We start from the raw sequence: 13,973 nt of genomic DNA on the forward strand, positions 1-13,973 counted from the left end.
AACCGTTCTGGAGAAGAGACCGGGCTCACCGGATGCGACCGACACGCGCGCTGCAAAAGTTCGGGAGAATTTGCGAACGAAGACGACGCGCCGCTTTTTTCACAGCCGCGTCACACAGCGCGGCTACCCGAGCAGCACGATGCCGGCGGGCAGCGACGTGAGCTTCGCGCCGTAGCTCACGGCGATCAGCGTTTCGACACGCGACAGCTCGTCCAGCCGCAGCCGCGCCTGCACCTTGCGGCGGCCGAGTTCGGCGCGCGTGACGATGAGGCAGCCCGGTCGGTAGCGGTTGATCTCGTCGACCACGGCCGCGAGCGGCGTGTCGTCGAACACCAGCACGCGCTCGCGCCAGGCAGCCACCGCCGCGAGGTCGGGCGCGCGCGCCACCTCGGCCTCGCGCCGGCCGCCGTAGCGGATCTGCTGCGCCTGGCCCGCCACCAGCACGCGCTCGCCGTCGCGCAGCTCGACCGAGCCCGCGAAGCAGGTCACGCACACCTCGCCGCCGGTGGCGCGCACGTTGAAGTGGCTGGCCGACGCGGCCACGAGGCGCGCGCCGCCCACCGTCATGGTGAAGGGCACGCGGCGCGCCGCGTCGAGCTGCACCTGCGCCTCGCCGCCGAGCATGTCGAGCACGGGCGGCTCACCCTCGGCGCCGCGCGCGAGGTTGAGGCTGGTCTGCGTGTTCATCTCGACCACCGCAGCCGCATCGGCCAGCACCACGCGGCGCTGCTCGCCGGTGCCGGTGCGGTAGTCGGCCGTCATGTCGGACAGCGCGGGCCACAGGCCGGCCGGCGGGCGCACCACGACGAAGGCGGCGGCACCGGCTGCGAGTGCGGCACCGAGGAACTGCCGGCGGCCGAACATCGGCGGGCGCGACATGGCGATGGCCGTGGCCGCGCGCGGCGGTGTGTCCATCGCGGGCATGCGCCGCGCCACCGCCTCGGCGGCGGGCCGGGTCAGGTCCCACAGCCGCGTCGCCTCGGCCATCGCCTGCGCATGCTGCGGGCTGCGGGCACACCAACGGCGGAAATCCTGCGCGTCGCCGGTGGTGGCGCGGCCGGAGGTCAGGCGCACGAGCCAGTCGTGCGCCTGCGTTTCCAGCGCGGCGCGTTCGCGATCGATTGGAGGGGGTGCGGCCATCATGTCTTCTCAGACTGTTTTCCGGCACCGGGACCGAACCTTTGAATCACGTCGCGGCCCAAACGGCCGGCGCAATGCACCAGCGCGGCCTTCACTTCGCGCTCGACGATGCGCACCGACACGCCGTAGCGCCGCGCCAGGTCGGCATGCGGCGTCTCGTCCACGCGCGAGGCGATGAAGATGTCGCGGCGGCGGCGCGGCAGCTCCTCGAGGGCGCGCTCCAGCGCCTGCACCTCGCTGCGCGCTTCCGAGACGCGGGCCGGGTCGTGGCTGTCGTCCGAAAAATGCAGCAGCTCCTCGACCTCGACGAAGTCGAGCAGCCGCCCGTGGGAGATGCGCCGGTCTTCCGCCACGTTCGACGCGATGCGCAGCAGGTAGGCCATGGGGCTTTGCACCGGGCCGGGGTCGCTCATGCGCTGCACGCGCAGCCAGGTCTCGTGCAGCACGTCGTCGGCCTGCTCTTCCGAACCCAGGCGGCGGCGCAGGCGGTTGCGGAAGTCGATGTAGCGGCTGGTCAGCAGGCTGCGCAGGAAGCCGGGGGTGTCCTGTTCCACGGCGTGCTCAGGGAGAAACCGCTGCGTCGCAGACGTCGGGGCGGTCGCCGGTGCGCGGCAGCAGCAGCACCGTGAGCGGCTGGTCGGCCTCGCCTTCGGGCGGGCGCTCGAGCACCAGCGTGTTCATCGCGGCTTCGAGCGCGGCGTCGCGCTGCGCCAAACCGGTGGAACTGAGCAGCCGCGTGCGCCGCACATGGCCGCCGGGCCCGACCCACAGCTGCACGAGCGCGCGGTAGGTGCCCGGGCGCGCATGTGGCCAGCGGCACAGCGTGCGTTCCAGCGCCTGCTGCACCACGCGCGCGTCGCGCGGGGACATGGCGGGGACGGCGGGCGCGGCCGGTGCCGTCGCAACCGCGGGCGGCGCTGCCTCGGCCTCGACCAGCGTGAAGGTGCGCGCGTCGGTGTGGCGCGCGGCCAGCCGCGTGCCGGCGAGCAGGCGCTGCAGCGCCTCGCGCGGGGTGAACAGGCCGTGCAACGCGGCGGATTCGAGGCCGGCGGTGAGCTGCCCGTCGAAGAACACGGACTGCCCCGTCGCCTGCGCGTAGACCTGCACGGCGGTGGCCAGCGGCTGGGCCGGCAGGTCGAAGGCGATGCGCCCCGCCGCATCGGGCAAAGGCGCAGGTTCGCCGGCATGCGACACGGCCGCGAGGGACAGAATTCCGAGGATCAGGGTCAAGACACACACCCACCGTGACCGAGCAACGCGAGACATGCCGGGTCCTGTGACGAAGGAGGAATCGCAGGCGCCGGGCCGGTGCCGCGTACTGCTTTGGTGCTCGGAATGCTAGTGACGCTTTGTGACAGCTTGAATGCATCGCAGCCACCGGCCACGGTCCGAAGCGCCCCTGTCGCTGGCGACAATGCCCCCATGACGTTCGACCTCTTCGACGCCCCGCCGCGCGCCGCGCGCGAGCCGATCGGCCCGGCCGCCTTCGTGCTGCCGGGCTTTGCGCAGCCGCGCGCCGAGGCGCTGCTCGACGCCATCGACGACGTGGCGGCACGCGCGCCGTTCCGCCACCTGGTCACGCCGGGCGGCTTCACCATGTCGGTCGCGCTCACCAACTGCGGCGCGCTCGGCTGGACCAGCGACCGGCGCGGCTACCGCTACAGCGCGGTCGACCCCGACAGCGGCGCGCCCTGGCCCGCCATGCCCGAGGCCTTTGCGCAGCTCGCGCGCGACGCGGCGGCGCTGGCCGGCTTCGACGGCTTTGCGCCCGACGCCTGCCTGGTCAACCGCTACCAGCCGGGCAGCCGGCTCTCGCTGCACCAGGACCGTGACGAGCGCGACCACGGCGCGCCGATCGTGTCGGTGTCGCTGGGCATGCCGGCGGTGTTCCAGTTCGGCGGGCTCGCGCGCGGCGACAAGACCGTGCGCATTCCGCTGGTGCACGGCGACGTGGTGGTGTGGGGCGGCGTGGACCGGCTGCGCTTTCATGGCGTGCTGCCGCTCAAGGACGCCCCGCATCCGTTGCAGGCACGGCTCGGCGCGCAGCGCATCAACCTCACCTTCCGCAAGGCGGGGTGATGCACGCATGACGAGTTCGACCACCTCCACCACCGAATCCCCCGCCCGCGCGATCCGTGCGCTCTACGCCGCGCTGTGGCACTTCGCGGCCGGCGCGCGTGCGCAGCTGCTGGCCGCCACCGCATTGCTCGCGAGCTCGCAGCTCATCCGCCTCACGCTGCCCTACCTCGCCGGCCAGGCCATCAACGCGCTGCAGCGCGGCGACCTGCCCGCGGCCGGCCGTTGGATCGCGACGCTCGCGGGGGTGTACGTCGGCGCCTGGGCGCTGCACGGGCCGGGCCGCATCCTCGAGCGCAACGTGGGCCTGAAGGTGCGCGAGACGCTGGCCGACCAGCTCTATGCGCGCATCGCCGCCGCGCCGCTCGCCTGGCACGACAGCCACCACTCGGGCGAGCTGCAGCACCGCGTGCACCAGGCCAGCCGCGCGCTCGCCGACTTCGCGCAGAACCAGTTCATCTGGCTCACCAACGCCGTCAACTTCGTCGGGCCGCTGGTGGCGCTGGCGCTGCTGTCGCGCACCAGCGGCGTGACGGCGCTCGCGGGCTATGTGCTGATAGGCGTGGTGATCGTGCGCATCGACCGCGCGCTCATGAAGCTCGCGCGCGCCGAGAACGACGCCGACCGCCGTTACGTGGCCGCGCTGCTCGACTTCCTGGGCAATGCCTCGACGGTGATCGGCCTGCGGCTGCAGGGCGCGTCGCGCCTGTTGCTGCGCCGTCGCATGGCGGCCGTGTCGCTGCCGCTGAAGCGCACCGTGGTGCTCAACGAGGGCAAGTGGTTCGCGGTCGACCTGATGGGGCTGGCGCTGACCTGGGGCCTGGTCGTCATCTATGTGTGGCAGGCGCGCGCGCCGGGCCAGGCCGTCATGCTGGGCGCGGTGTTCATGATTTACCAGTACGCGCAGCAGGCGGCGGGCGTGGTCACCTCGGTGGCGGCCAACTTCAGTTTCTTTGCGCGCATGCACACCGACTACAGCAGCGCCGAACCGATCTGGCACGCCCCGACGAGCCCCACGCTCGAGGCCCCGCCCGAGGAAGTGCCGGCGCACGAACGCATCGACGCTCAGGCGCCATGGACGCAGCTGCAGGTCGCGCAGCTGCAATGGCGCTATGCCCCGCGCGGCGCCGTCGCCGTCACCGTCACCGTCGCCGATGATCCGGCCGCGCCCGCGCGCAGCGGCCTGCACGATGTGGCGCTCTCGCTGCGCCGGGGCCAGCGCGTGGCGCTCGTAGGCCCCAGCGGCGGCGGCAAGAGCACGCTGCTGCGCGTGCTGGCCGGCCTGTATGCACCGCACGGCGGCACGCTCTTGCTCGACGGCGAGCGGACCGACTGGGCCCGGCTGCGCCAGCTCGCCACGCTGATCCCGCAGGAGACCGAGCTGTTCGAGGCCAGCGTGCGCGAGAACCTGGCCTTCGGTCGCCCCTGCGACGACGAGCGTCTGCGCGCCGCGCTGCACACCAGCACCTTCGACGAGGTGCTGAAGGCCACGCACGGCGACCTCGACAGCGCGATCTCGGAACGCGGTTTCAACCTGTCGGGCGGCCAGCGCCAGCGGCTGTGCCTGGCGCGCGGCGTGCTCGCCGCTGAAGGCAGTTCGCTGCTGCTGCTCGACGAGCCGACCAGCGCGCTCGACGCCGCCACCGAGGCGCGCGTGCTGGGGCGCATCGCGGCGGCGTTTCCGCAGGCCTGCGTGATCGCCTCGGTGCACCGGCTGAGCCTGCTCGAGCGCTTCGACACCGTGATCCTCATGGAAGCCGGCCATGTGCGCGACCACGGCCCGCGCGACGAGGTGATGGCGCGCCAGCCGATGCTTCGGGAGGCCGCGTCCGGTCACAAGCAGTAGGAACCCTCCTGCGCCAGAACGCGGCGTTCACACCCGCCGCGCTGGCATGCCTTCTGCAACAGTATCGGCATCCATTTGTTCACGCTTGGTCCTGCGCGGTCCCTTTTTGCGCCTCGGCTGCGTTCCAATCACATGGTTCTTCATTCCGCGAGCGTTTCCCGCCCCATGCGTTCTTCCCGCGCCACCCTTCCGCTCGCCCTGCTCGGTGCCCTGCTGGGCCTGTCCGCCTGCACCACCGGCACCACCGCCGAACAGCGCCAGGCCGCCGCCAGCAAGCCGCCGCCCACCGACTGCACGGCCTGGGTCGGCGCCGACCGCAACGCGCGGGTGGGCGGCTACCTGCTGCCGCAGGCCGGCACCGCGGTGAACGCTGGCGGTCCGCGCGTGTGCGTGCCCGTGCTCATGAGCGCCTACCCCGTGCCCACCAACTATGCAGGCGGCGACTACCACGTCGGTGCATTCACCGACGACCAGCTCAAGGCGCGCTGGCGCACCTGCAAGGCCGAGCCGGTCTGCTTCGAGCGCGTGAACGCGCAGATGCAGCGCTGGCTGCCGCCCAACAAGGCGCGCGCCACGCGCGTGACGGGCGCGGTCGATCCGGCCGGGCGCATCGATGCCGACAGCCCGAACGTCGACCTCAGGCAGATCCGCCGCCCCGCCTTCTTCGCCAAGGCCCCCTACCGCGAAGGCATTGCCGAGGCCGACGCGCGCACCCACATCGTCGAGTTCACCGTGCCGCGCGACACCTTCGAGCGGCTCGACCTGAAGCTCGCCGACCCGATCAAGCTGCGCGGCTGGTACCTCGAAGGCGCGGGCGTGGACGACGGGCGCGGCCGCAAGGTGCGCGCCCTGGCCGTCATGGCGGCGGGCGGCGGCGGGCAGCTCACGGCCCTCCAGCACCCGGACGAGGTGGCCTACCGCATCGAGGGTGCCAGCGGCAAGGCCGTGCCGGTGTCCTTCCCCAACGGCACCACCGAGGCCATGGGCCAGCGCTGGTGGCGCGAGAACCTGCATGCGCTGAACCAGGCCGGCTTCGACGTGCTGGCCTACGACCGGCGCGGCGAAGGCCTGTCGGGCGGCGTGAGCGACACCAACACGCTCGAGCAAGGCGAGGACGTGTTCCGCGTGCTCGCCCAGCTCGAACACGGCCAGGGCCTGCGGGTGCTCATGCCCACAGGCCAATTGCTCGAAGGCAATGCCGCGCGCGGCCGGCTGATGGCGGGCCAGAAGGCCAGCGAGATTCCGCTGGTGCTGGGCGGCTACTCGCGCGGCTCCATGTCGACCGCCTGGGCCCTGACGCGCAACTACGTGGCCGCCTGCAGCTTCGACATGCCCGTGCCCAACTGCACGCCGGCGCGCGGCTGGCGCAACATCCGCGGGGCGATCCTGCTGTCATCGTTCGCCAGCGGTGCGGGCTACCTGCCCGACGCGCCCGACTTGGCCGACCGCAACCTGTTTTTGGGCGGCATGGCGGCGGACCACCACATCCTTTTCTATCCGAACTCCGCCACGCTCGCAGGCATGGACCGCTGGCCCGCCGCCTTCTTCGGCAAGGGCCTGTGGGACCGCGCCGAATCGCTCGAAGGCACCGTGGCCGCCTACAACCGCATCCGCGGCGTGAAGGAGATCGTGCTGTCGCGCGGGCCGCACGCCATCGAGACCTGGCCCGAGTCCGAGCGCCGCTACCTGCGCGAGCGCATGGTGGCCTACGCGAAGGTGGTGATCGTCGGCGGGCGCACGGTGCCGGGCGCGCGGCCGTGGAAAGACTTCAAGTCGCTGGTCGCCACCACGCCCGATGTGTGGGAGCCCTCGTCGCGGCCGGGCACCGGACCCGGACGACAGCCCTGAGATCGACAGGCCATCGCCACAATGGCGGCCATGGACCTGCTCAAGACCCTCGGCCTCTTCATCGCGACCGCGCTCGCGGAAATCGTCGGCTGCTACCTGCCCTACCTGTGGCTCAAGCAAGGCCAGTCGGCCTGGCTGCTGCTGCCTGCCGCGCTGAGCCTGGCGCTCTTCGCGTGGCTGCTCTCGCTGCACCCGACCGCCGCGGGCCGCGTGTATGCGGCCTACGGCGGGGTCTACATCGGCGTCGCCATCCTGTGGCTCTGGGCCGTGGACAAGGTGACGCCCTCGGCCAGCGACTGGGTCGGCGTGGCCGTGTGCTTCGTCGGCATGGGCATCATCATGTTCGGGCCGCGCAACGCGGCTTGAGGGCACGGCCGCGATGAACCTGCGCGACTGGGCGCGCCGCATCAAGCGCGACGCCGTCACCCTCTGGTTCGCCTGCCGCGACCCGGCCACGCCATGGCTACCGAAGGCGCTGTGCTGGTTCACGGTGGCCTATGCGCTGAGCCCCATCGACCTGATTCCCGACTTCATTCCCGTGCTCGGCTACCTCGACGACGTGCTGCTGCTGCCCGCGCTGATCTGGCTCGCGGTGCGCCTGCTGCCGCCCGAGGTCATCGTGCGCAGCCGCGTACGGGCCGAGGAATGGATGGCGCGCACGGGCAGCAAGCCGACGAGCAAGGCCGGCATGGCGCTGGTCATCGGCATCTGGGTGCTGGTTGCGGCCGGATTGGCCTGGTGGCTCTGGCCACGCTGACGACAATCCGCTGGAAGTTCATCCTCTTCACAAGGAGCCGACGTGTTTTCCCATGTCTTCTTCAGCGTCTCCGATTTCGACCGCGCGCTGGCCTTCTACGACGCGGTGATGGACGGCCTCGGCCTGGAGCGCCGCTTCTGCGAGCCGGAGAAGCCCTGGGCCGGCTGGCACAGCGCGGGGCGCGCACGGCCCTTCTTCGTGATCTGCCAACCCCACGACGGCCGGCCGCACGACGCAGGCAACGGCCAGATGGCGGCGTTCACCGCCGGCACGCGGGCGATGGTCGATGCGGTGCACCGCATCGCGCTCGCGCACGGCGGCAGCTGCGAAGGCCCGCCGGGGCTGCGCACGCACTACCACCCCGACTACTACGGCGCGTACTTCCGCGACCCGGACGGCAACAAGCTGTGCGTCGTGTGCCACGACGCGGCGGGATGAGCTTCTAGCTCGCGCGGCTGCGCGGACTCTTGCGCGAGCTCTCGGTGCGCGCCACGCGCGCGGCCTCGGCGGCGGCGTTCACCTGCTCGATCCACAGCAGCGCATCGACGTGCGCCATGAAGCGCTGCAGGTACTGCGGCGACAGGTCGCGCATCAGCGTGAGCGCGCGCTGCACCAGGTGGTGCGTGTTGAGCGGGCCGGCGTTCTTCGGCACCTTGGCGAGCGACTGCGTCACGCGCTGGTCGGCGGCGAGCCTGGACCAGGTGCCGCGGAAGTAGCTCAGCGTCTTGAGCTCAGGCGCGGTCGAGAGGCTGGGCACGGCGTCACCGTCAGTCGCCTCCGCGTCGGGCGGGGGCGGCAGCGGCGCGAGCTGGGCGATGTGGTTCATCAGCTCGGCGAGCGCGGTGTGCAACGGTGCCTCGGCCGGCGCTTCGGCTTCGGGCGCGACCTTCTCCAGATCGGCACGGTAGGTCGCCATGAGGCTGGCCAGCCGCGCATCGAGCAGGCGCCGCGCCTCGCCCTCGTGCGCCGCCGCGCGCTGCGCCATCGCCTCGATGAAGCGGAAGCGCACCGGGTCGAAGCGGTCGTCGCCACGCGCGCGCCAGGCGTCGAGCGCTGCGACGGGGTCGACCTGATCGTCCGGTGCGGCGTCGTTACTCATGGGGCTTCGCAGCGTCGGGGGCGTTCTTGGGCCGGGGCGTCGGCGCCATCTCCACGCGCCGGTTCTTCGCGCGGCCTTCGGCGTCGCTGTTCGAGGCCACGGCCTGCTCGGCGCCGAAGGCGGCGGCGAACACCGACGACGAGGGCACGCCCTCTTCGATCAGCGCGCGCGTCACGGTGAGCGCGCGCTGGGCCGACAGCTCCCAGTTGTCGGCGAACAGGCGCGCGCCGTCGCGCATCTGCCGGTCGTCGGTGAAGCCGCTCACCATCAGGATCTCGTCGCGCGCCTTCAGGTAGGCGCCCAGCGGGCCCGCCAGGCTTTTCAGCAGTTGGCGGCCACCGGGTTGCAGGTCGGCGGAGTTGAAGGCGAACAGCACGCTGCCGCTGATGCCGATGCGGCCGTTGTTGAGCGTCACGCGGCCCGCGGCGAGCGGGCCGGCCAGCGCCTGCTCGAGCGCTTCGCGGCGCTGCGATTCGGCGCGGCGCTGCTGCACCTCGGTTTCGAGGCGGCTCGCCAGGTCCAGCTGCATGCCGAGCACGCACACCAGGATCAGCACGAACGCACCCAGCATGCCCGCCATCAGGTCGCCGAACACCGCCCACACGGGGACGGTCGGCTCCAGGCCGGCGTCGAGGTCGATCTCGTCGCGCACCATTTCAGGCCTCGCTGCCTGCGGTCTGGCGGCTGGCGAACTGCTGCAGGTCTTCGACGATCTGCTTTTGCGACATGATGCTCAGGTCGATCACCTCGCGCGCCTGCGCCACGTAGTAGGCCAGCTGTTCGTCGCTGCGCGCGAGCGACTTGCCCAGCGCACCTTCGATGCGCTGCAGGTGCGCCACCAGCTTGTCGTTCGATTCGCCGAAGCGCTGCACGGCAAAGCCGAAGGCCTCGCCCAGGCTCGCCACCTCGACCGCGCCGCCGGTGATCTGCGCGGCGATGCCGGCCATCTTCTCGGTCTCGCTCTCAACCTTCTCTGTGAAGCGGCTGCCCACGCGTTCCATCATGTCGGCCGAGGCCGTGACGAGCGCGTCGATGGCGCTGCGCTGTTCGGTCGAGGCATGGTTCACCGCGCCCAGCAGGGTTTCGAGCGTGCCGAGGATGCGGCTGCGCTCTTCGAGCATGTCGTTGTCGCGCGCCATGCCGTCGGACAGCTTCTGGCGCAGCTCGGCGATCACGTCGGCCGCGGCCTTCGGTGCTTCGGCGGCCACCTGCAGCAGCTGCGCGACTTCGGCCACGGTCTGCTTCGCGTTGGCTTCGGCCTGCGCCGACATGTCGCGCACGGTCTGCGCCAGCGTCTCGCTCATCTGCTGCTGCTGGCTCAGGCTGTGCGCGCCGGCCTGCTGCCATTCCTTCTGCAGCGAGGCGGCCATGGTCTCGAGCGAGCCGCTCCAGGCCGCGAGGCGCTGCGCGTCGCGCGTGGCGAGTTCGGTCTGCAGGTTGGCGTGCGCCTCGCGCACGGTGTCGAGCAGCGAAGCGGCGGCGCGGGGTGCGTCCGACGCGGCCTGCAGCAGCTGCGCGACTTCGGCGACGGTCTGCTTCGCATGCGCCTCGGCCTGCGCCGACACATCGCGCGCGGCCTGCGCCAGCGTGTCGCTCAGTTGCTGTTGCTGGCTGAGCGTGTGCGCGCCGGCCTGCTGCCATTCCTTCTGCAGCGACGCGGCCATGGCTTCGAGCGACTGGCTCCAGGCCGACAGGCGCTGCGCATCGCGCGCCGCCAATTCGGTCTGCAGGCTGGTGTGGGCCTCGCCGACGGTGCGCAGCAGCGCGACCGAATGCTGTTCGAAGGTGGCGGCGGCGGCGGCGAGCGCCTGGTGCGAATCGCCCGACAGTTTTTCGCTGACGCGCTGGTGCTGCGCGAGCGCGCTGCCCCAGGTGTCGGACACGCTGCCCACGGTGCTTTCGAGGCGGGCCGACACGCCATCGACCAGCGCGGCCGAGCGCTGCTCGAAGGTTTCGGCAAAGCGTTCGAGCGTGCCGCGCAGGTCGCTCGACAACGCCCCGCTCGCGCGCTCGTGCTCGGCCAGCGCGGCCTTCCAGGTGTCGGCCACGCCGGCGGTCGAGGCCTCGAAGCGGCCCGTGAGGCCTTCGAGCTGCCGTTCGACGGCCTGCGCCATGCCGCCCTGCAGCGACGCCGCTTCGCGCGCGATGCCGAGCATGGCCGCCTCGACCACGGGTTGGATCGTCGCGCCGGCGATGCGGGCGGTGTCGGTGAGGCTGTCCTTCAGCGAGCGATCGACCGAGGCGGCCAGGCCGCTGTAGGCGGCTTCGGCCTTCTGGTGAAAGCTGTCCTGGCTGGCGACGAGGCGCTCGTTCTGCGCCTGGCCCTGGCGTTCCAGCGCGGCCATCATCGTCTGCAGCTGGCCGACTAGTTCGGGCATCACCTTCGCCACCGGCTGGATGGTCTCGCCGGCGATGCGGGCGCTGTCGGCCAGGCTGTCCTTCAACGAACGATCGACCGAAGCGGCGAGCCCCGTGTAGGCGGCTTCGGCCTTCTGGTGGAAGCTGTCCTGGCTGGCGACGAGGCGGTCGTTCTGCGCCTGGGTCTGGCGCTCCATCGCGGCCATCATGGTCTGCAGCTGGCCGACCAGTTCGGGCATCACCTTTGCCACGGGCTGGATGGTTTCACCGGCGATGCGCGCGCTGTCGGCCAGGCTGTCCTTGAGCGAGCGGTCGACCGAGGCGGCGAGCCCCGTGTAGGCGGCTTCGGTCTTCTGGTGGAAGGTGTCCTGGCTGGCGACGAGGCGTTCGTTGATCGACTGGCTCTGACGGTCCATCGCGGCCACCATGGCCTGCAGCTGGTCGACCAGCGCGGGCATCGCGTGAGCCTGTTGCTGCATCAGCTTGAACGACTCTTCGCGGCGGTGCGCCAGCGAATGGCCGCGCAGCGACGTGGCGATGAGCGTGTCGAGCAACTGCCCGGCCAGCAGGCGTTCGCGCCGGCACAGCGCCGAGGCCAAGCCCAGCATGGCCGATGCGGCCACGCCCGCCACCGAGGTGCCGAAGGCCAGGCCCAGGCCGCGCACGGGTGCCGACAGCGAGTTGCGGATGGCCTGCACGTCGGTCGCGCTTTCGAGCGCCAGCCCCGTGCCGTTGAGCGTGACCACCATGCCCAGGAAGGTGCCCAGCATGCCCAGCAGCACCAGCAGGCCCGCGAGGTAGGGCGTGAGCGCCGGGCCCGGCAGGCCGACGCGCTCGCCTTCGATGCGCAGGCGCACCGCGTTGCGCAGCGAGGGATGCAGGCCGGCGAGCCAGTCGGCGAGGCTCGTCGGCGGCGCCGACAGGTCGTTCACCGCATGCGAGAGCGTGCCGGTGGCCTGGTGGAAGCGGTGCAACTCCAGCGCGCCCATCAGGTAGAACGCGCCGATCAGCGCCGTGATCACCAGGGCCAGCGGGTTGTGGCCGACATAGCTGGCACCGACCCAGCACACGACGGCCAGGCCCACGAGGAAGACGGCGTAATGGAAAAATCTGTTCATGGAAGCTTGTTGTCTCTTATGGGGCTAGCGATCGCGAAGGGCTTCGAGCAGGCCTTCGACCGGTTGCATGCGAATGTCCAGCTCGGCCCGCAACACGCTTTGCATGTCGCGGCCGAACACGTCCAGCCAGCCGGCGGCGGCGGTCGCTGGCGGCTGGGGGTTGTCGGGGGTGGCGTCCTGCGCGGCCTGATGGGCCTCACGCAAACGCTTGAAATGTTTCTCCAGCAGCGTGGGCACGCTCGCGAGCAGGCTGCGTTCGCGGGCGCCCACCACCTGTTCCAGGATGGCGTCCACCGCGGCCAGCCGGGCCAGCTCGGGCGAGCGGGTCGCGAGACGGGCCCGCAGGCGCGCGCGCAGCGGTTCGATGGCCGTTTCCATGGCCTGCTGCCGTGCGAAGTAGCGACGGCGGTACGGCGGAAAGTCGTCGTTCGCGCCCGGCAGCACCGAGGCCACGCCGCCGTCGGCATTGCCCTTGGCCAGCGCGGCCTTCAGGCGCGCGCACTCCTGCGCCTCCTCGGCGCCCTCGGACGCCCGGGCGCCGGACACGGCGACGCCCAGATCGGAATCCAAAGCTGCAGACAAGGAGATGGCGTCGGTCCAACTGAACCACTGACTCAAACGATCCGCGAGGGCTTGCCTGGATTCGGGAACGTCGATGTCGCTCAATTGAGCGAGCAAGCGAGTGAGCGCCGAGCCGGTGAAGCCTGTGCGCCGTGACACTTGCACCATACCGCGAGAGAGGGAGAAAACCGGGCAGTTTACACCGGTCAACTGGCGGCTTTCCCTCTGTGAACTGGTGCACAGGAAGCGCGGGAGAAGTGAAACGGGGTGTGACCGAAACCGAGGAAATCGGGGCGCGAATACCTAAATCAGGTGAGTGTGCTTGTTTACATTTGTCGTAAGAATGAATACTTTCAATTCCCAGTAGCCGAAGAGCCGCAGAGCTTGGTCAGGGTGGGATCTGGACAGCATGGTCACTCTGACAAATGTCGTCGACTCATTCGGTTTCCGCCTGCCCCTGCCATCTTCAGGACATGGACCGCCAGCCGCGCAGAGGGTGGATGCGCCTGTTGCCCTGGCTGCGCCTGTACCGCTGTTCGAACTGCAACAGGATGCGGCTCCTGTCCAAGCAGAAGGTGGACAGCGCCCGCCTCCTGCATGCGGCTCAGGTGCGCGCACGCGGGGGCTGAGGGCGTCGGTTCCGATTTCCCTGCTATCATTTTTTCGTTCGCGCGCCCTGCGCGGACCGGGCCGAGGACGACCTCGGTCTTGCACCTTCACCTTGCAAGGGACGGCCCTTTCCTGACTTCTCGCGAAGTTTCGACATGGCCGCACTGCCCCCTTCCTGGCGCCTCGCCGCGCAACGCTTCTTCTCCCGTTTCCGCCTTCCTCGCGCTCGCGCCACCGTGCCGGACGCCTTCCGGCTGACGCTCGGCGCCGTGCGCCTGCACGTGCGCACGGGCGCGCCCCGGCTGTCCTACCGCGCCGAATGCCCGCGCGCGCCCACCGCATCGGGAGCCGCGCGATGAACGGTCTTGATCTGCACTGGCCCGCGCTGACCATGGCGGTGGCCCTGGCCTACGCTGCATGGCATGCGCGCCGCGAAGGCTGCGAACCGCGCGACGTAAAAGCCCTGTGGACTGCCAGCGGGCTGAGCCTGGCCGGCAGCGGCCTCCTGGCCCTGGCTTCCCTCTTGATGTCGGAGTGACAACGCCCATGACAACAACACCC

General features: G+C 70.9%; 15 protein-coding genes. 8 read left to right on the forward strand and 7 right to left on the reverse strand.

What is annotated here, in order from left to right:
* Window positions 1–123 precede the first annotated feature (123 nt).
* Genes AC07YS_RS12860 through AC07YS_RS12870 form a run of 3 tightly spaced genes read right to left on the reverse strand, consistent with a single transcriptional unit; the run spans window position 124 to window position 2,370 of the window.
* The gene (locus AC07YS_RS12860) at window positions 124–1,140 is read right to left on the reverse strand and encodes a FecR family protein (protein ID WP_495267733.1); all 1,017 of its coding nucleotides are present in this window, start codon (window positions 1,138–1,140) and stop codon (window positions 124–126) included.
* Window positions 1,140–1,694, reverse strand: coding sequence for an RNA polymerase sigma factor (locus AC07YS_RS12865; RefSeq protein WP_070061142.1), 555 nt, complete (start codon window positions 1,692–1,694; stop codon window positions 1,140–1,142). Before AC07YS_RS12865 ends, AC07YS_RS12860 begins: the two co-directional genes overlap by 1 nt.
* A 7-nt stretch (window positions 1,695–1,701) precedes the next feature.
* The gene (locus AC07YS_RS12870; protein ID WP_495267734.1) at window positions 1,702–2,370 is read right to left on the reverse strand and encodes an STN domain-containing protein; all 669 of its coding nucleotides are present in this window, start codon (window positions 2,368–2,370) and stop codon (window positions 1,702–1,704) included.
* 192 nt (window positions 2,371–2,562) lie between these two features.
* Here AC07YS_RS12870 and alkB point away from each other — a divergent pair, with 192 nt between their 5' ends.
* The 6 genes from alkB to AC07YS_RS12900 all read left to right on the forward strand — a co-directional run bounded on the left by alkB (window position 2,563) and on the right by AC07YS_RS12900 (window position 8,105).
* Window positions 2,563–3,219 (forward strand): DNA oxidative demethylase AlkB, encoded by a 657-nt coding sequence (gene alkB / locus AC07YS_RS12875; protein WP_495267735.1) that lies wholly within the window; start codon window positions 2,563–2,565, stop codon window positions 3,217–3,219.
* A gap of 7 nt (window positions 3,220–3,226) precedes the next feature.
* Window positions 3,227–5,062: an ABC transporter ATP-binding protein gene (locus tag AC07YS_RS12880; protein ID WP_495267736.1), complete on the forward strand. Its 1,836-nt coding sequence runs from the start codon at window positions 3,227–3,229 to the stop codon at window positions 5,060–5,062.
* A 165-nt stretch (window positions 5,063–5,227) separates the two neighbouring features.
* Window positions 5,228–6,910 (forward strand): alpha/beta fold hydrolase, encoded by a 1,683-nt coding sequence (locus AC07YS_RS12885; protein WP_495267737.1) that lies wholly within the window; start codon window positions 5,228–5,230, stop codon window positions 6,908–6,910.
* 30 nt (window positions 6,911–6,940) lie between these two features.
* A complete protein-coding gene (locus AC07YS_RS12890) occupies window positions 6,941–7,276 on the forward strand; it encodes a YnfA family protein (RefSeq protein ID WP_495267738.1) in 336 nt (111 codons plus the stop codon).
* Between the two features lie 13 nt (window positions 7,277–7,289).
* Complete coding sequence (locus tag AC07YS_RS12895; protein ID WP_070061148.1) at window positions 7,290–7,667, forward strand: YkvA family protein; 378 nt, start codon at window positions 7,290–7,292, stop codon at window positions 7,665–7,667.
* A 42-nt stretch (window positions 7,668–7,709) separates the two neighbouring features.
* Window positions 7,710–8,105, forward strand: coding sequence for a VOC family protein (locus AC07YS_RS12900; protein ID WP_307585192.1), 396 nt, complete (start codon window positions 7,710–7,712; stop codon window positions 8,103–8,105).
* Window positions 8,106–8,109: 4 nt separating this feature from the next.
* On the opposite strand, the gene AC07YS_RS12905 is transcribed toward AC07YS_RS12900, so the two are convergent.
* From AC07YS_RS12905 to AC07YS_RS12920, 4 genes are read right to left on the reverse strand one after another with little or no spacing between them, the layout of a single operon-like run.
* A complete protein-coding gene (locus tag AC07YS_RS12905; RefSeq protein WP_495267739.1) occupies window positions 8,110–8,766 on the reverse strand; it encodes a DUF2894 domain-containing protein in 657 nt (218 codons plus the stop codon).
* Window positions 8,759–9,421 carry an OmpA family protein gene (locus AC07YS_RS12910; protein WP_495267740.1) on the reverse strand — a complete coding sequence of 221 codons (663 nt, stop codon included), beginning with the start codon at window positions 9,419–9,421 and terminating at the stop codon, window positions 8,759–8,761. The genes AC07YS_RS12905 and AC07YS_RS12910 overlap by 8 nt, the downstream gene beginning before the upstream one ends.
* A gap of 1 nt (window position 9,422) precedes the next feature.
* Window positions 9,423–12,242 carry a DUF802 domain-containing protein gene (locus AC07YS_RS12915; protein ID WP_495267741.1) on the reverse strand — a complete coding sequence of 940 codons (2,820 nt, stop codon included), beginning with the start codon at window positions 12,240–12,242 and terminating at the stop codon, window positions 9,423–9,425.
* A gap of 24 nt (window positions 12,243–12,266) precedes the next feature.
* On the reverse strand, window positions 12,267–12,971 hold the full coding sequence (locus tag AC07YS_RS12920) for a DUF3348 domain-containing protein (RefSeq protein ID WP_139702577.1): 705 nt from the start codon (window positions 12,969–12,971) through the stop codon (window positions 12,267–12,269).
* A 596-nt stretch (window positions 12,972–13,567) separates the two neighbouring features.
* On the opposite strand from AC07YS_RS12920, the gene AC07YS_RS12925 reads away from it, so the two are divergent.
* Window positions 13,568–13,771: a hypothetical protein gene (locus tag AC07YS_RS12925; RefSeq protein ID WP_495267742.1), complete on the forward strand. Its 204-nt coding sequence runs from the start codon at window positions 13,568–13,570 to the stop codon at window positions 13,769–13,771.
* Window positions 13,768–13,950 carry a hypothetical protein gene (locus AC07YS_RS12930; protein WP_159276280.1) on the forward strand — a complete coding sequence of 61 codons (183 nt, stop codon included), beginning with the start codon at window positions 13,768–13,770 and terminating at the stop codon, window positions 13,948–13,950. Before AC07YS_RS12925 ends, AC07YS_RS12930 begins: the two co-directional genes overlap by 4 nt.
* Window positions 13,951–13,973: the final 23 nt, after the last annotated feature.

Source organism: Variovorax sp. GW458-11-26-14-LB1, from assembly GCF_059423965.1.